Source organism: Streptomyces sp. NPDC042346 (assembly GCF_055581845.1).
The window spans coordinates 284,698-301,648 of the sequence record NZ_JBVJEH010000012.1; the positions used below are offsets into that span (position 1 = coordinate 284,698).

At 73.8% G+C, this 16,951-nt stretch carries 13 protein-coding genes; 9 read left to right on the top strand and 4 right to left on the bottom strand.

Annotation, left to right across the window (positions count from 1 at the left end):
* Nucleotides 1-89 precede the first annotated feature (89 nt).
* From ACZ6K0_RS36610 to ACZ6K0_RS36625, 4 genes are all read left to right on the top strand, one after another.
* A complete protein-coding gene (locus ACZ6K0_RS36610; protein WP_469235709.1) occupies nt 90-683 on the top strand; it encodes a PadR family transcriptional regulator in 594 nt (197 codons plus the stop codon).
* The gene (locus ACZ6K0_RS36615; protein WP_469235711.1) at nt 680-2,446 is read left to right on the top strand and encodes a sulfatase; all 1,767 of its coding nucleotides are present in this window, start codon (nt 680-682) and stop codon (nt 2,444-2,446) included. Before ACZ6K0_RS36610 ends, ACZ6K0_RS36615 begins: the two co-directional genes overlap by 4 nt.
* A gap of 119 nt (nt 2,447-2,565) precedes the next feature.
* Nucleotides 2,566-3,906, top strand: a complete 1,341-nt coding sequence (locus ACZ6K0_RS36620) for an MFS transporter (RefSeq protein WP_469235713.1) — start codon at nt 2,566-2,568, stop codon at nt 3,904-3,906.
* A gap of 77 nt (nt 3,907-3,983) precedes the next feature.
* Nucleotides 3,984-4,556, top strand: a complete 573-nt coding sequence (locus tag ACZ6K0_RS36625) for a hypothetical protein (protein ID WP_469235715.1) — start codon at nt 3,984-3,986, stop codon at nt 4,554-4,556.
* Here the strand turns inward: ACZ6K0_RS36625 and ACZ6K0_RS36630 are convergent.
* Together ACZ6K0_RS36630 and ACZ6K0_RS36635 are read right to left on the bottom strand one after the other, a co-directional pair.
* On the bottom strand, nt 4,546-5,205 hold the full coding sequence (locus ACZ6K0_RS36630; protein WP_376412225.1) for a response regulator: 660 nt from the start codon (nt 5,203-5,205) through the stop codon (nt 4,546-4,548). The genes ACZ6K0_RS36625 and ACZ6K0_RS36630 overlap by 11 nt on opposite strands.
* On the bottom strand, nt 5,202-6,455 hold the full coding sequence (locus ACZ6K0_RS36635) for a sensor histidine kinase (RefSeq protein WP_469235718.1): 1,254 nt from the start codon (nt 6,453-6,455) through the stop codon (nt 5,202-5,204). Before ACZ6K0_RS36635 ends, ACZ6K0_RS36630 begins: the two co-directional genes overlap by 4 nt.
* A gap of 196 nt (nt 6,456-6,651) precedes the next feature.
* On the opposite strand from ACZ6K0_RS36635, the gene ACZ6K0_RS36640 reads away from it, so the two are divergent.
* From ACZ6K0_RS36640 to ACZ6K0_RS36660, 5 genes are all read left to right on the top strand, one after another.
* Complete coding sequence (locus ACZ6K0_RS36640) at nt 6,652-7,074, top strand: DUF6223 family protein (protein ID WP_469235720.1); 423 nt, start codon at nt 6,652-6,654, stop codon at nt 7,072-7,074.
* Between the two features lie 273 nt (nt 7,075-7,347).
* On the top strand, nt 7,348-8,712 hold the full coding sequence (locus ACZ6K0_RS36645) for an MFS transporter (RefSeq protein ID WP_469235722.1): 1,365 nt from the start codon (nt 7,348-7,350) through the stop codon (nt 8,710-8,712).
* Nucleotides 8,713-8,816: 104 nt separating this feature from the next.
* Nucleotides 8,817-10,280 carry a hydantoinase/oxoprolinase family protein gene (locus tag ACZ6K0_RS36650; protein ID WP_469235724.1) on the top strand — a complete coding sequence of 488 codons (1,464 nt, stop codon included), beginning with the start codon at nt 8,817-8,819 and terminating at the stop codon, nt 10,278-10,280.
* Nucleotides 10,277-11,422 (top strand): DUF917 domain-containing protein, encoded by a 1,146-nt coding sequence (locus ACZ6K0_RS36655; protein WP_469235726.1) that lies wholly within the window; start codon nt 10,277-10,279, stop codon nt 11,420-11,422. Before ACZ6K0_RS36650 ends, ACZ6K0_RS36655 begins: the two co-directional genes overlap by 4 nt.
* A complete protein-coding gene (locus ACZ6K0_RS36660) occupies nt 11,419-13,107 on the top strand; it encodes a PucR family transcriptional regulator (protein ID WP_469235728.1) in 1,689 nt (562 codons plus the stop codon). Before ACZ6K0_RS36655 ends, ACZ6K0_RS36660 begins: the two co-directional genes overlap by 4 nt.
* Here the strand turns inward: ACZ6K0_RS36660 and ACZ6K0_RS36665 are convergent.
* Nucleotides 13,083-14,807, bottom strand: coding sequence for a hydantoinase B/oxoprolinase family protein (locus tag ACZ6K0_RS36665; protein ID WP_469235730.1), 1,725 nt, complete (start codon nt 14,805-14,807; stop codon nt 13,083-13,085). The two genes, ACZ6K0_RS36660 and ACZ6K0_RS36665, sit on opposite strands and share 25 nt — an antisense overlap.
* Nucleotides 14,804-16,861: a hydantoinase/oxoprolinase family protein gene (locus ACZ6K0_RS36670; protein ID WP_469235732.1), complete on the bottom strand. Its 2,058-nt coding sequence runs from the start codon at nt 16,859-16,861 to the stop codon at nt 14,804-14,806. The genes ACZ6K0_RS36665 and ACZ6K0_RS36670 overlap by 4 nt, the downstream gene beginning before the upstream one ends.
* Nucleotides 16,862-16,951 lie beyond the last annotated feature (90 nt).

Below are 16,951 nucleotides of genomic sequence, written 5' to 3' on the forward strand. Positions count from 1 at the left end.
TAAGCGCGTACCGGATCCATTGACGCCCCCCGTACAGCACCTACAACACTGAACACATAGATGACAGTGCACATAGGGGTGGTGGGGCGGTGAAGTTCGAGTACGTGTTGCTCGCGTTGATCTCGGCGCGGCCGCGGAGCGGCTTCGATCTGGGGCGGTGGGTGGAGACGGAGGGCCAGTTCCTGCGGTCGCGGGCCCATCACAGCCAGATCTACCGGCTGCTCGGGCGGATGGCGGACGACGAGTGGGTGGCCTTCGAGGTCGACCCCCGGGAGGGGCGGCCGGACGCGAAGGTCTACCGCCTCGCCCCGCGCGGGAAGGAGGTGTTGTGGGAGTGGGTGCGTTCGCCGTACGAGCCGACCAGCCGGTTCCAGGACCCTGACTTCCTGGCCCGGTTCGCCTTCACCGCCCCGCTGGACCGGCAGGCCGCGATCGGGCTGATCGACACCGAACTCGCCTACCGGCGCGCCCAGATCGCCCGCAACCGCGACCGCGACCGCACCCTGCGGTTCGAGGATCCGTTGCCCGAGCTGGACCCGGCTCTGGCCCAGGAGATCTTCGACGACCTGCACGCGTACGGAGCGTCGGCGGTCGACAGCTGGGTGGCCTGGCTGGAGGGAATACGGCACCGCCTCGAACAGCACGGTACGCCGGACCCCGACAGGAGGGACTCTTCCGCATGAAGGCCATCATGGTCATGTTCGACAGCCTCAACAGGCGCATGCTGCCGCCGTACGGATCCGACTGGACGCATGCCCCGAACTTCGCGCGCCTCGCCGAGCGGACAGTCACTTTCGACAGGGCGTACGCGGGATCGATGCCGTGCATGCCGGCCCGCCGCGAACTGCACACGGGGCGCTACAACTTCCTGCACCGCAGCTGGGGACCGCTGGAGCCCTTCGACGACTCGATGCCCGAACTGCTCAAGCAGAGCGGTGTGTACACGCATCTGGCCAGCGACCACCCGCACTACTGGGAGGACGGCGGCGCCACCTACCACGGCCGCTACAACTCCTGGGAGTTCTTCCGCGGGCAGGAGGGTGATCCGTGGAAGGGGCAGGTGGCCGATCCGCAGATGCCCGAGGACCTGAAGCGGATGCGTTCGGCCGTCTACCGGCAGGACTGGGTGAACCGGCCGCACATGGCGACCGAGGACCGGCATCCGCAGACGCTCACCTTCGACGCCGGCCTGGAGTTCATCCACACCAACAAGGACGCGGATCGCTGGTTCGTCCAGATCGAGACCTTCGACCCGCACGAGCCGTTCTTCAGCCACCAGCGGTTCAAGGACCTCTACCCGCACGCGTACGACGGGCCGCACTTCGACTGGCCCGACTACAAGCAGGTGGTGGAGACGGACGAGCAGGTCGCCCACGCCGGTTACGAGTACGCCGCCCTGCTCTCCATGTGCGACCACTCGCTGGGCCGGGTCCTCGACGCCATGGACGAGCACGGGCTCTGGGACGACACGCTCCTGATCGTCAACACCGACCACGGGCTGCTGCTCGGCGAGAAGGGCTGGTGGGGCAAGGCCGTCCAGCCCTGGTACAACGAGCTGGTCCATCTGCCGCTGTTCGTCTGGGACCCGCGCTCCGGCGGCGCGGGCGAGCGGCGCGAGACCCTCGTACAGACCATCGACCTCGCTCCCACGCTCCTGGAGTACTTCGGCGTCGAGCGCCCGGTCGACATGCAGGGCGCACCGCTACCCGTCGCCGCCGCGGACGACCCCGTACGCGAGGCCGGCCTCTTCGGCATCCACGGCGGGCACGTGAACATCACCGACGGCCGGTACGTCTACATGCGCGCCCCCGTCTCCCCGGACAACGCCCCGCTGGAAGAGCACACGTTGATGCCCACCCACATGCGCGGCCGCTTCACCCCCGCCGAACTCGCCGACGTGGAGCTCGCTGAGCCGTTCGGCTTCACCAAGGGCGTCCGCACCCTGCGGGTGCCGGGCCGCACCTTCGTCAATCCGTACCACCACGGCAGCCTGCTCTTCGATCTGGAGAACGACCCCGAGCAGCTCGACCCGCTCGTCGACGACGAGGCGGAGCTCCGGCTCGCGACGCTGCTGGTGGAGTTGATGCGAGGCACGGAGGCTCCGCCGAGTCAGTACGAACGCCTGGGGCTGCCGGCCGAAGGCCCGGTGACCGAAGCTCATCTCCTCGTCCGGGCTCAGCGCGACCAGGCCCGGCGGGCCGCGCTGCCGCTGCCGCGGCTCGACGAGTTCCCGGTCGGGCGGGTGTCGGTCCGGACACCGATGCGGACGCTGATGTCCGACCCGGTCGCCTCCGTCGTACTGCGCCGGCATCTGCCCAGCCTGTTCGACTCCGAACTGCTCCAGTTCCTGGGGCCCATGCCGTTGATCGACGTCGCGGCGGTGGCGGCCGGGGCCATACCCCGCGAAGCACTCAGGGCGGTCGCCGAGGAACTCGCCGCGCTCTGAGCCACTGCCGAAGTGGCCGGTGCCGGGGTTGCCGCCCCGTCACCGGCCGACACACCCCTTTCCCCTTTCCCCGTGCATCTCCAGCGAAGAGACCACACACGCAGAGGAAGCGAGGCGCCATGCCCGAGCTTATCCACGATCCCGACACGAGAAGACAGACCCGGGCCGCCCCCGTCCCCGGCCGGTGGCGACAACTGTCGCTCCTGGGCGGCGCCATGGTCGTCGACAACACCGAGGCCGGCGTGATCGGCGGGCTCTTCCCGGTGATCCGGCAGGCCCTCGGCCTCTCGCTCGGCGCCCTCGGCATCCTGACCGCCGCGGGCAAGCTGATCGGCGTGATCACCGCACCCCTGTGGGTGTGGGCCGCCCACCGCTGGTCCCGCAAGACGGTGCTCGTCCTCTGCGCGGGCATGTGGGGCGTCTGGGGCGTGGCCGCGGGCTTCGCCCAGAACTTCACCCAGCTTCTGCTGTTCTCGACGCTGCTCGCCGCGGGCTACGCCGGAGCCCACCCGATCATCACCACCATCGTCGGCGACCTCTTCGAGAGCTCGTCCCGGGGCCGGGCCATCGGGATGCTGTTCGGCGCGACCGCGCTCGCGTCCTCGGTCTTCGGCACGCTCAAGGGCCAGCTCGCGGGCTTCGAGGACGGCTGGCGCTGGGGCCTCTGGGCGATCGGCGGGTTCAGCATCCTCTTCGGCCTCGTGCTGTGGCGGTACCTGCGCGACCCCGGCCAGGGCGCCTCCGAGGCACAGCTCGCGGACCTCGACCGCGCAGCCCGGGACGCCTCCGGCCTGGTGAACCGACGCCAGGTCGCCTCCCTCTTCAAGATCCCCACCCTGGTGGTCCTCCTGGTCTCCCGGCTCCTCTCGGGGCACCTGCTCGTGTTCTCCTTCGCCGTGGTGTTCCTCGTCGAGGTCTACGGCTTCACCACCCAGACCGCGTCGGTGATCCTGATGCCCGTCGGCATCGGCTACTTCGCCGGAACGGTCCTCGGCGGTCTCGCCGCCGACCGGGCCGCCCGCCTCAGCCCGCGCCACGGCCTGCCCGCCGTGCTCCAGGCGGCCCAGATCCTCTTCGCCGTCCTCGCGTTCTTCGGTACCCAGTTCCACTACGGCGGCATCGGTCCGTACGCGCTGTTCTTCGGACTGATGGGCGTGGCCCAGGGCGTCAACCCCGGCATCAACCGGCCGATGATCATGGCCGTGGTCCCGCCCGAACTACGTCCCGCGGCCTTCACCCTCTACGTCTCCGTCTTCGAGGCGATCGCCTGGGCCCTGTTCGGCCTCGGCGCCGGCTTCCTCGGCGACGCGATCGGGCTGCGCCCCGTCTTCCTGTGGGTCCTGGTCGTCCTGATGCTGGTCAACGGGGCGTTCCTGACCCTGCTGCACCGCACGTACGCGCGTGACTCCGCCCGCATGCAGCGCGATCTCGACCGCCGACGCGGGCAGGCCCTGTCGTGAGGCCGGGGTCCCCCGCGTAAGAACCGGGAGGTGGCGGGGACGCGGGACGGGCCCGGTGGTGGCCCTATGCTGCGGCGGTGACCATACCCTCCTCGTCCGCCGCGCCCTCGCGTCTCGCCCTCGCGTCGGTTGTCGCGCTGATCGTCGTCACCCTGGCCGCGTTCTGGGCTTGGCGGTGGTGGGACGGTGAGCAGGAGGGCGAGTTCGCGGCCGATCCGCGGGCGTACTGCGGGCTCGTCACCCCCGAGACGATCCACCGGCTCGTGCCCGAGGCGTACGGCGGGCGCGAGGACACGGCGTCCTGCACGTGGGCCGCGCCGCGCGAGAAGGGGAAGTACCGGGCCAACGTTCATCTCCTCGCCAGTCGGCTCGATGTCGAGCTGGCCGAGGAGGACATGCGCGAGCAGCGCACCGACGGTGAGCCCGGCTGGGAGAAGGGCACCCCTGAGGACCTGATCGGCCTCGGCGACGAGGCCTTTCTCCGTTTCCGGCCGCCCGTCCCCGGCAAGAACATCACCGCACAGGTCGTCTTCCGCCGCAGCAACATGGTGATCTCCGTGGCCTACGCCCGCGGCGACGACGACCGGCAGGCCGCCCGCGCCGGCGCCATCGACGCCGCTCGCGAGGCAGCTGCCCTCCTCAGGCCCTGACCTTCACCAGGCCGGATTCGTAGGCCAGGACGACGAGTTGGGCGCGGTCGCGGGCGTGGAGTTTGGTCATGGCCCGGTTGATGTGGGTCTTCGCGGTCGACGGGCTGATCACCATGCGGTCCGCGATCTCGTCGTTGGAGAGGCCGTGCGCGACCAGGACGACGGCCTCGCGTTCGCGGCCGGTCAGTTCCTCCAGGGCCGGGCCGGTGTCGTCGGGCAGCGGCTGGGCGACGTACCGGTTGATGAGTTTGCGGGTGATCGACGGTGCGAGCAGGGCGTCGCCCCGCGCGGCGACGCGTACGGCATGGAGGAAGTCCTCCGGCACGATGTCCTTGACGAGGAAGCCCGTGGCACCGGCGCGCAGGGCGTGGAAGACGTACTCGTCGAGGCCGTAGTTGGTGAGGATGACGACGCGCACGCCGGCCAGCGCCGGGTCCGCGGCGATGCGCCGGGTGGTCTCGATGCCGTCCATGACCGGCATCTGAATGTCGATGAGCGCGATGTCGGGCTCGTGCTCCCTGGCCAGAGCCAGCCCCGCCCTCCCGTCGGCGGCCTCGGCCACGACCTCGATGTCGGCTTCGAGGTCGAGGAGCGCGCGGAATCCACTGCGGATGAGGGGCTGGTCGTCGACCAGGAGGACACGGATCACGGGGTTCGTTCCATGGAGGGTTCGGGGAGTACGGCCGGTTCTGGGGGCACGGCCGGTTCTGGGGGCACGGCCGGTTCTGGGCGTTCGGCCGGTTCTGGGAGTACGGCCGGTTCTGGGCGTTCGGCGAGTTCTGGGAGTGCCGGGAGTACGGCCTCGACCGTGAAGCCGCCCCCGCTGCGTGGTGCCGCCCGGAGACGGCCCCCGAGGGCGGTGACGCGTTCGCGCATCCCGAGCAGTCCGATGCCGGGAACCGGGGCGGTGTCCGGCGTGGCCTTGCCGTCGTCGTCGACGTGGAGGGTGACGGCGTCCGGGCGGTAGCCGATGCGGACCGACGCCGCGGTGGCGTCGGCGTGACGGGCGACGTTGGTGAGCGACTCCTGGACGATCCGGTAGACGGTCCGCCCCACGGTGGCCGGGACCTCGCGCCGGGGGCCTTCGATCGTCAGGGTGGCCGTGAGGCCGGCTCTCCCGGCCCGTTCCACCAGTTCCGGGATGTGGTCGAGTCCGTGCGGAGGGCTCGTGTCGTCGTCGCGGAGCGCCTCCAGGGTCGCTCGGAGCTCCCGGGCGGCCTCGCGGCCGGCCTCCCGGATCGCCAGCAGGGCATCCGGAACCTGTTCTCCCCGCTTGTGGGCCACGTGGACGGCGGCCTCGGACTGCACCTTGATGACCGAGATCTGGTGGGTGAGCGAATCGTGCAGCTCCCGCGCGATGTGCAGCCGCTCCTCGTCGGCCCGGCGCCGCGCGGTCTCCTCACGGGTGCGTTCCGCCTCGTCCGCCCGTCGCTCGGCCTGCCGCAGTGCTTCGCCGGCGGCGCCTGCGGCGATCAGCCAGGCGATCTCCAGGGCACCCCGGGCCTGCGCGAACGCCTCGCCCGTGTCGTGCAGCCCCGAGAGCAGGGCCGCGACGGGAAGCGCGGTCAGCACGGTCACGCTCGCCACCACCGTGACCGCGCGGTGTCCCGCCCTCATGGCCGCGTACACCGCGAACAGGAACGCGACGGCGGGCACGTCGAAGCCTGCCGCCTGGTAGCCCACCGCGCACACGCCGGTGACGGCCAGGACGGGGACCGGAGCCCGACGGCCGGCGGCCAGTGCGAGACCGCCGGCCGCCAGCAGCCCGTAGCCGAACAGATCGAGGCCCGTGGCGGCGTGCTGCCCGGACCCCCCGGTGACCAGCAGCGCCGCCGCCACTCCGACGGCGATCAGCCGGTCTCTGACCTCGGCCGGAACCCCGACCCGCCCCTTGCTCATGAGCGCACCCTAGCCAGATCCGCGGACGGTGGGATCCCGCTCGCGGACGAGCGGCCGGCTACCGCGCACGCGGTACGTGCGCGGTGCCTGCCGCGTTCGCGGTAGGGCGAAGTGTCCGCGTCCGCGAGACGACCGGAGGAGGTGAGGGCGACAGGATCGGGCTCCGTCCCGTCACAGGAAGAGAAGGAGCCGTCCCATGTCTGTTCGTCGTCTGTTCGTCCCCGCCGCGGCCGCCGTGCTCGGAGGCCTCGGCCTTGCCGCACCAGCGGCGGCGGACGCCGCGACCCGGCCCGTCGCCGCCAGCGTCTACGACTTCGGCCTCGGGCGGGCCGGAGCCACCACGGGCGGTCTGGTGGCGCTGGCCGGTGTGGTCATCGCGGTCCTGGCGCTGACCCGCCCGGCCGGTCGTGCCGGCATCGCCCGTGGGCCGCGCGGAGCCCTGACCGCGGTGGCGGCGGGGGCGATCGGCCTGGCCCTCGGCGGGCTGGTCGCGGCCACCGCCGACGGGGGCCTCGGGACCGGCAACGGTCTCGGCGGGGCCTATGTGGCGCTGTTGCTGGGGTTCGTCGCCGTCACTCTGGGTGGGACGGCTCTGGCCCGCCGTCGCCGCACCGGCTGACCCGTGTCTCCCGCCGTCGCCGCACCGTCCCCGGTCCCGGTCCGGTCCCCGGGCCGTCGACCCGACTCCCGCCGGGGGCTCCGCACGGTCCGCGGCCGAGCGCCGCCCGGCGGTGCAGCGCGTGAGGGCGGGCCGGGGCTGTGCACGGGGCACAGCCGCCCGGCCGATGTCCGTGCGGGGAGCACAGTTCGCCGGGGCGTCGGGTGTCTAAGGTGCCGCCACCCCTCAGGTCGAGGGACGCGTAGCCTGTTTCGGGGCCCGGAAGGACAGTCGATGAGCGCCGTACGAGAAGCAGTACCGGGGGCCGGAGAGGGTCCCGTCAGAGGTGTCGAGCCCGCGCGGACCGTCGGGTCCTGGTTCGACGACATGCCGTTCCGCAAGGCGCACCTGCTGGCCGCCGTGGCCCTCTTCATGGCCTTCGTCATCGAGTCCTGGGAGCAGCTCGCCCTCGTCTACGTCTCCGGGGACCTGGGGACCGACTTCGGCATCGACGAAGGCGCCATCGGCTGGGCACTGTCCGCCGTCGCCCTCGGCATGATCCCCGGCAGTCTCGTCTGGGGGCCCGTCTCCGACCGGATCGGGCGGCGCGCGGTCTGTCTGTGGTCGCTGGCCGCCTACGGCGTGATCGCGCTGGCCAGCGCCTTCTCGCCGACCTTCACGGTGCTGATGATGACCCGTTTCCTCTCGGGTCTCGCCCTGGCCGGCATCTACACGGTGACCTTTCCCTACTTCCTGGAGCTGCTGCCCTCGCGGCTGCGCGGCCGGGCCGCCGTCTACCTGTCCATCGGCTGGCCGATCGGCGTTCTGCTCGCCGTCGCGGTCACGCGGTTCGTGGGCGGGCTCGGCTGGCACGTCGTGGCGATCGCGAGCGGTCTCGCGGGTGTCTGGGTCCTCGCGATCCGCGCCTGGGTTCCCGAGTCCCCGTACTGGCTCGCCGAACGCGGCCGGCACGAGGAGGCCGCCGCGGTGCTGCGCCGGCTCGGCGCGGACGTGCCCGAGGGGACCGTCTTCGCCACCTCCCACACGGGCGGGAAGGAGCGGCCGGGACAGCCGCTGGACCTCCTGCGGGGGCGTCTGCTGCGCATCACGGTGCTGATGCTCGTCGTGAACTTCACCTTCAACTGGGGGTACTGGGGGCTCCAGACCTGGCTGCCCACGCTCCTCCAGGAGAAGGGCCTCAGCATGTCGGCGAGCCTGGGGTTCGTGGCCCTGAGCGCCGTCTTCATGATCCCCGGCTATGTCTCGGCATCCCTCCTCACCGGGCGATACGGCCGCCGGAAGGTCTTCCTGCCGTACCTCGCCCTCGCCGCCGTCTCCGGCGTGGCCTTCGCGTACGCCGACACCCTGACCACCCTGTACGTGGCGAACTTCGCGCTGTCGTTCTTCTGCCTGGGTGCGTGGGGCGTCTGGAACACGTGGAACGGCGAGTTCTATCCGACGGCCCTGCGGGCGACGGGCTACTCGTGGGCGACCGCTGCGCAGCTCGGCGCCACCTCGCTCGCCCCGTCCGTGGTCGGCTACCTGCTCGCGCGGGCCACCGGCTACTCGTCCACGATCCTCTTCATCATGGCCTTCCTCGTCGTGGCCCTGCTGTGCGCGGCCCCGCTGCCGGAGACCGAGGGCAAGGACCTGGAGTAGCGGACACCGGGGTCGGGGCCAGGGCCGGGGACCGGAGCGGGCGGGCAGGCGGGTGCGTCGTGGTCCCGAGTCGCCGTGATCGCGGCCGGTGGAAGGATGGGGGCGTGAGGATCGGAATCGACGTGGGCCGCGCCACCACCACGGCGGCGCTCGCCGACGCCACCGGCCGCGTCGTCGCCGAGGCCGTCGTCGACAGCGCCCCTCGGACGGCCGTCTGCCTCCGTCGCGTGCTCGCCGCCCTCGGACCGTTCCCGGGCCCCGTCGGGGCCGTCGCCGTCGTCACCGACCTCGCGCGCCGGCCCCCGCGGCCACGGCCGGTCGCCGTCCTGCGGATCGCCCCCGCGTGCCACCCGGCTCTCGCCCCGCTCGCCGACTGGCCCGAGGCGGCCCGTGCGGCCGTCGGGGCGATGACCGCCGTCGTCGTCGGCGGCAGCGCCGTCACCGGCCGGCCGCTCGCCCCGCTCGACCGCGCCGCCGTCGCCGCGTTCGCCGCCCGCGCGCGGGACGCCGGCCTGTCGGTGTTCGCGGTGTGCGCGGCGGGAGCTCCTGCCCGGCCCGAGCCGGAGCTCGAAGCGGCGGCCGTCCTCGCCGCCGCCGTCCCCGGAGCGACGCTCAGCCTCTCGTACGAGATCGGCTCGGCGGGGCTGCGCGAACGCGAGAACGCCACCGTCGTCAACGCGGCCCTCGGCGGCTGGGCCGAGGAGCTCGTCGCCGACTGCCGGACGGCTCTGCGCTCGGCGGGCGTGTCCGCCCCGCTCTTCTTCGCCCGCGACGACGGCGGGCTGGTCTCGGCGGAGTACTTCCGCCGCCACCCGGTGATCGCCACGGCCCCCGCCGCGGCCTGCGGCGCGCGCGGCGCCCTCGCCCGCGCCGGTTTCACCCCTGCCGGTTCCACGCCTGCCGGCCTCACTCCTGCCGGCCATGCTTCTGCCGGCCTCACCCCTTCCCGCCTCGGCCCCGCCGGTCCCGCCCCTTCCCGCCTCGCCCCCGCCGGTCCCGCCCCCGCCGGGCTCGGCCATGCGGTCGTCATCGACGCGGGTGCCCGCTCCGTCCGCTGCCTCGTCGTGCGCGACGGGGAGCCCGAACGCACCCGCGTCCCCGTGCCCGGCCCCCTCGGTGTGCGGCTCGCGCTCGGCGCCCCCGACATCGTGGAGGTCGTCGGGGAGAGCACGGCCGGTTCGGTCGCCGCACAGGCGGCGCGTCTGCGGGAGCGGCTTCCCGGCTCCGCGACGCTGTACACCGGCGGCGCCGCCGAGTCCGTGGGCGCACCGCCCGCCGACGCCGCCACCCAGGCGGCGCGGCTCACGGACGCCGCCCGGTACGCGGCCCGCGCCGAGTGCCGGGTCGAGCTGGAGCAGGTGGTCTCGGCGGCGGGCCGCGCCGAGCTCGACCAGCTGCTCGCCGCCGCCCGCGACCACGCCCTGTCGCGCTGTGTCGCGGCCGGGGCCGCCCCCGACTCCGTACGGGTCGAGGGCCTCGCCCACGCTCCCGTCGCCTATCTGCCGGCCGGGGTGCACAGGGTGACCGTGCGCGCGGCCGGTGAGCCGGTCGCGGGGGCCGTCCGATGACCGCGCGTCGCCCCGGTGCCGTCGGCGGAGGGCCGGTGCGCCTGTTGGGGGCCGAGGAACTGGAGCACCTGGCCGTCGGTGCGCGGGTGCTCGCCGCGGGGACCGAGGAGTCCGCCTACCGCGTGGCCCTGGACTGGGCCGCCGCCGAACTCGCCGCGCACGGCCCGGTCCCTCTGCTCTCCCCGGAGCAGCTGGACTCCGTGGGGCTCTGTGTGGCCGTGACGCTGGCCGGTGCCTCGGCCGCCCTCGCCGAGCAGCTGCCTCTCGGCGACGAACCGGTCAGGGCCGTGCGGGCCGTCGAGCGTCTCGTCGGGCGGCGGGCCGAGGCCGTCGTGCCGCTCAACACCGCGGCGGAGAACGCGCTCATCGCCTTCGCGGCCGCGGCCCGCTGCGGCCTCCCGCTCGTCGACGGCGACGGCTGCGGGCGGGTGCTGCCCCTCCTGGAGCAGACGCTGTTCACCCTCGCGGGCGCCGCCCCGGCCCCGCTCGCCCTGGCCACCCCCGGCGGTGACGTCGTCACTCTGGAGTCCGGGCGCGGTCAGGTCGAGGACCTGATCCGTCCCCTGGTGTCCGCGTCCGGCGGCTGGGCGGTGGTCGCCGCGTACCCGATGGACGGCGCCCGTCTGGCGGCGTGCCTGGTCCCCGGGACCGTCGGCCGGGCCGTCGCCGCCGGCACGGACACCGGCCGTACGCGGTTCGCCGCCTGGCGGCCCCGGCGCCTGTGCCAGGGGCGGATCGTCGCGGTGGAGCAGTCGGCCGGCGCGTACGGGAGCCTGGACGCGGACCCTTACGGGGTGTCCCCCTCGTACGGAGCTTCCCTCCCTTACGGAGCTTCCCTCCCCTACGGGGCCTCCCTGCCGTCCCGGCCGACGAGCGTCCTCGTCGACGAGGACGAGGGGCTGCGCCGCCGGTTCCGGCTCGAAGCGCACAACGAGGTCCTGCTGGCGCTCGCCGACGGTGCTCAGGTCGCGGCCCTGCCCGATCAGATCCTGATGCTCTCCGCCACCGACAGAGGGGTCCTGGACGTCGAGCGCGCGGTGCCCGGCATGGCCGTGGAAATCGTCGTCATCGACGCTCCGGAAGCCTGGTACACCCCTGAGGGGCGGGCGCTGGCCCGTACGGGAAGCGGAGGCGGCCGATGAGCGGCGACGACGGTTCCCGTACGGGCGGACCGGCCGCCGCGGTCCGTCCGCTCACGCTGGCCGAGCTCCTCCAGGACGGTCCTCTCGGGGACGTCGAGGTGTACGGGGCCGGTGACGGCGCCGCCGAGATCGTGGCCGTGCGCATCGTCGACCGGCTCGCCGCCCTGGACCGGGTGCAGCCCCGTACCGCCGTCGTCCTCACCGCCGGGACCGCCGCTGCCGCCTGGACCGTGGAGATGGCGCTGCGGAAGGCCTGGGAGCACGCGGCCGCGTGTGTGGTCGTCTCGCGCGAGGCGGGTCATCCTGACTCGGTCGCCGAGCTGGCGGGCCGGCTCGGCGTCCCGCTCCTCGTCGTGGCCGGGGACGCGCTGGACGCGGCGGTCCGGATCGCCTCGGCCGTCGCCCGGCCCGAGGCGGGCCGCACCGCCCTCGTCGCGGGCGCGGCGCGCAGGATCGCGGAGGCCGGCACCCGTCCGGTACGGCTCCTCTCCGCGCTCCACGCCGTCCTGCCGTCCACGTCCGTGGCGCTCACCGCCCCGTCGGGCGAGCTCGTCGCGGGTCGTGCCGCCGCCCTCGACGACCCGGCAGGGACCGCCCTGGCGGTGACGGTCGACGTCCCGGGGCCCGGCGGGGAGCGCTTGGCGGTGCTGACGGCGCGGTTCCGTGCGCGGGCGGCCGGCTGGGAGGGGACCGTGCGGGAGGTGCTGGGGCTCGCCGTGGCGCCGCTGACCGCCTGGGCGGCGGGTGAACGGCTCGCCGCCGAGCGCGCCGAGCGGCATGCGGCGGGCCTGCTGCGGGAACTCCTCGACCGTTCCGGCGGGGTCGCCCGCCAGGACGGGCCCGGTGCCGTGGACGACGGCGGGGAGCCGACGGGGCACGATCCGCTGATCGCCGGGGCGGTCGCTCTCGGCTGGCCGCTGCGCGGGCCCTTCGTCGTGTACGCCCTGCGGCCCGGGGACGCGGCCGAACCGGCCGTGGGGCAGCTGCTCACCGCCCGCTGGGCGCGCGCGGGCGTCGGCGGTGGTCCGCTCGTGCGGTACGACGGTGTGTGGGTGTCCTGGGAGGCCGTCGACGCTTCGGGGGACGCGCACCAGGACCCCGTCGCCCGCGCCGAGCGCCGGCTGCGGGCCGCGTCCGCCGAGCCCGGCAGGCTGCCCCCGGTCGCGGGGGCGGTGGCGGGTCCGGTGGCCGGGCTCGACGGGCTGGGCGGGGCGCTCGCGGAGGCGGTGGCGGCGGTCGCCGTCGTGCCGCTCGGCGGCGTCGTCCGTGCCGACCGGGTGGGGCCGGCCCGGCTGCTCGCCGCGCTGCCCCGGGAGGCCCTGCGCGGTCCGGCCGCCCTGCTGCTCGCGCCGCTGCTGGCCGTGGACCGGGGCGGGGCCCTGTTGCGGACCCTGGCGGTGCTGCTCGATGTCGGCGGGGCGCCGTCCGTCGCGGCGGCCCGCCTCGGGGTGCACCGCAACACCGTGGCCGCCCGGCTCGAACGGCTGCGGGCGCTGGGGTGCGATCCCGACGATCCCGGTCTCCGGCTGCCGCTGCACCTGGCCTGCCGGGTGCTGCTCGACGAGCCGGAGACCGGCGGATCAGAGGGACCGCGAGCGGGGTCCGGACCACGGTCGGAGCCGGCGTCCGGACCACGGTCGGAACCGGGGGCCGGAACCGGTCAACGGGACGGCGCGGACGGGTAGTCGGCGGCGGCGCGCCCGGGGCTCAGCATGCCCTGCCGGACGTCCTCGGCGACCGCATCGGCGGCCCGCTCGGCTGCGGGGCCGTAGCCGCCGCCTCCGCCGCTCTCGCAGCGCAGCACATCGCCCTCGCGCACCGGCAGGGCGTTCACCTTGAGCAGGGAACGGGCATCCGTCCGGCCCGGGTTGAGCGTCACCCGGGGTGCGGCCCCGGCCTCGCCGCCGAACAGTCCCCACGCCGGGGTCACCGAACGCTCCCACCACAGGGAGAGGTCCTGGTCGGCGGTGAACCGGTACTGGCGCACCACGCCGTTGCCGCCCCGGGTCCGCCCGGCGCCCGCCGAGTCCTCCCGTACCGCGTACTCCTCGACGCGTACCGGGAAGAGGGTCTCCAGGACCTCCACCGGCATGTCCCGGAGCGAGCCGTTGACGTTGTTGATGAGGCAGGACTCGCCGTCCCCGGCCGCCCAGGCTCCCCAGCCGCCGACCGTCGCCTCCTGGGAGACGAAGAGCTTGCCCGTGCGCGGGTCGAGGCCCGTGAACTGCACGATCATCGAGTCGCCGTACGAGGCCGCCGCGGCCCGCTCCGGCACGGCCGGGGCCAGGGCGCGCACGACGAGGTCGATGACGAGCCCGAGGTGCGAGTAGTAGTACTGGCAGGCGGCGGGTTCGATCGCGGCGAGCATCGAGCCGGGCCGGGTCAGGACGTCGAGCGGCTTGAACGAGCCGCCGTTGAGGGGTACTTCACCGCTGACGAGCAGCTTGTACCCGACGCGGCAGGCGGCCACGGTCTGCGCGGCGCCGCAGTTGACCGGGCCGGTCGCCTGGTCCGCGCACTCCGTGACGTCCATCGTCATCCGGTCGCCGTCGATCGTCACGCGCACGGTCACGGGGAGCGGGGTGTCGAGGTCGATGCCGTCGTTGTCGAGCTGCCCGGTCGCCTCGTACACGCCGTCCGGGATGGCGGCGATCTGTTCCCGCTCCCGCCGCTCCGTCTGCGCGAAGATGGCGTCACGGGCGGCGAGGAGCGTCTCCGTGCCCCACCGTTCGACGATCTCGGCGAGCCGGCGGGCGCCGGTCAGCGCGCAGGCGACCTGCGCCCGCATGTCGCCGAGCGTGGGCTGCGGGAAGCGGACCTGGCGGGCGATCAGGTCCTGTGTGAGGACGCAGGGTTCCCCGGCCTCGTAGATCTTCAACGGGCCCATGCGCAGGCCCTCCTGATAGATCGTCGTGGAGTCCATGGACCCGCCCGGGTCCTTCGAACCCATGTCGATCCAGTGGGCGCGGGAGGCGGCGAAGCCGACGAGTTCCCCGCGGACGTGGATCGGCGCGTAGACGGTGACGTCGTTGAGGTGGGTGCCGCCGATGTACGAGTCGTTGAGCACCCAGACGTCGCCCTCGCGCCACACGTCGGTGCCGTACATCCGCTCCGTCGCGCGGGTGCACTCCTCCAGGTTGCCGAGGAAGATGGGCAGCCCGGAGGACTGGCCGAGGACGTGGTGGTCACGGTCGAGGAGCGCGACCGCGCAGTCCTTGGCCTCGTAGATGGTGGGGGTGTACGCCGACCGGATCAGCGTCGTGTTCATGTCCTCGGCGGCCTGGAGCAGGGCGCAGCGGATGATCTCCGTGGTGACGGGGTCGACCGTGCCGGCGGCGGGTCGGGTGCCCGTGGTGGGTCGGGTGCCCGTGGTGGGGGTGCTCACGCGGTGCCTCCGAGCTTGATGACGAGGAAGCCGTTCGCGTCGACGGCGACGTGCGCGTCGGGCGGGACGACGGTGGTGGAGGTGGCCTCGACGACGATCGCCGGTCCGTTGAACTCCTCGCCCGCGGGGAGGTGTTCGCGGCGCAGGACGGGGGTCTCGTGGGTGACGCCGTCGAAGACGACCGGCTTGACGCGGCCGGCCCACGGGTTCTCCCCGGGCTCCGGGGCGTACGCGACCGGGGCGGCGGCCGGGGCCGCGCCGAGCGCCGTGGTGCGCAGGGTGACGAACTCGACCGGGGCGCCCGCGGTGGCGTGTCCGTAGCGGCGCTCGTGGAGGGCGGCGAAGCGGGCCGAGACCCGGGCGAGGAAGCCCTCGGACGCGGGCTCCTCCGTCGAGTCGAGCGGAACGGTGAGCGTGTAGTCCTGGCCTTCGTACCGCATGTCGACGGTGTGCTCGACGCGACGGCGTTCCGCCGGGACGCCCTGCTCTCCGAGGGCGGCGAGGCCCTGCGCGCGCAGCGTGCCGAGCGCGGCCGCCATCGCGGCGCCGTCCAGGGCGTCGCCCGGGGTGAAGAACTGGCGGGTGAGGTCGCGGCGGACCTCGGTGCCGAGCATGCCCCAGGCGGAGAACGCACCGGGGAAGCGGGGCACCACGACCTCGGACACGCCCAGTTCCCTGGCGATCTCGACAGCGTGCATGGGTCCCGCACCGCCGAAGGCGAGGAGGGTGAACTCGCGGGGTTCCAGGCCGTGTTCCACGGTGAGCGTACGGATTGCCTGCGCCATCTTGGCGTTGGCGACGTCGCAGACGCCGCCCGCGAGTTCCACGGCGGAGAGGCCGAGTTCGGCGGCGAGTCCGTCGACCGCGCGGTGGGCGGCGTCGACGTCGAGCGTCATGTGGCCCCCCGCGAACCACTCGGGATCCACCCGGCCGAGGACCGCGTTGGCGTCCGTCACGGTGGGCCGGACGCCGCCGCGCCCGTAGCAGGCGGGGCCGGGGGCCGCGCCCGCCGACTCGGGGCCGACCCGGAGTCCGCCGGCCTCCACGTAGGCGATCGAGCCGCCGCCCGCGCCGATGGTGTGCAGGTTGACCAGGGGCATCAGGACCGGGAAGCCGTCCGCGGTGCCCTCGTTGGAGATGTCGGGCCTGCCGTCGAGGACGAGGGAGACGTCGAACGAGGTGCCGCCCATGTCGACGCAGATGGCGTTCGGCCGACCGAGCAGGGCCGCCGCGGCCACGCCGCCCATGGTGCCGCCGACCGGTCCGGAGAGCAGCGTCTGCAGCGGGTGGCTGCGGGCGAAGGCGGCGTTCACGACGCCGCCGGAGGACTGCATGACCTGGACGGGCACGCCGAGGCCCCGCTCGGCGAACCGCTCCTCGATCCGGCCGAGGTAGCGGCGCACCACCGGCCCCGTGTAGGCGTCGAGTACGGCCGACGACGTCCGCTCGTACTCGCGCCACTCGCCCGCGACCCGGTGCGAGAGGACGACCATCACGTCGTCACCGAGCTCCTCGGCGAGGATCTCCCCGGCGCGGAGCTCGTGCGCGGGGTTCACGTATCCGAAGAGGAAGGAGACGGCGACGGCCGTGTACCCCTCCGCGCGGACCCTGCGCGCCACCGCCCGTACGGCTTCCTCGTCGAGCGGTCGCAGCTCCTGGCCGCGCCAGTCGAGCCGGCCGCCCGCCTCGGCCGTGGCCTGGCGTTCCACGAGCGGCACCGGCTTGCGGTAGTGCAGGTCGAACATGCGGTCCCGGTTGCCGCGGGCGATGTGGTAGACGTCCCGCATGCCCTCGGACATGAGGAGCAGCACCCGGGCGCCCTTGCGCTCCAGGAGGGCGTTGAGGCCCTGGGTCGTCCCGTGGACGAAGAACGAGATCGCGGCGGGATCGTCCACCGCGCGCCCCAGCGAGGCGAAGACGCCCTCCGCCAGGTCGCCGGGCGTGGTCGGCGCCTTCGCCGCGAGATAGGTGCCGCGCGTCTCGTCGTACGCGACGACATCGGTGAACGTGCCACCGATGTCCATGGCCACCCGGTATGTCGTGCCGCCTGTCATGCCGCCTCCCGGCTGTCTCAGGGAATGGACGGACGCTAACGAGCGGCAGCTGCGGAGCGGCTGTGCGCGGCGCACGGGCGGGGCGGGGCC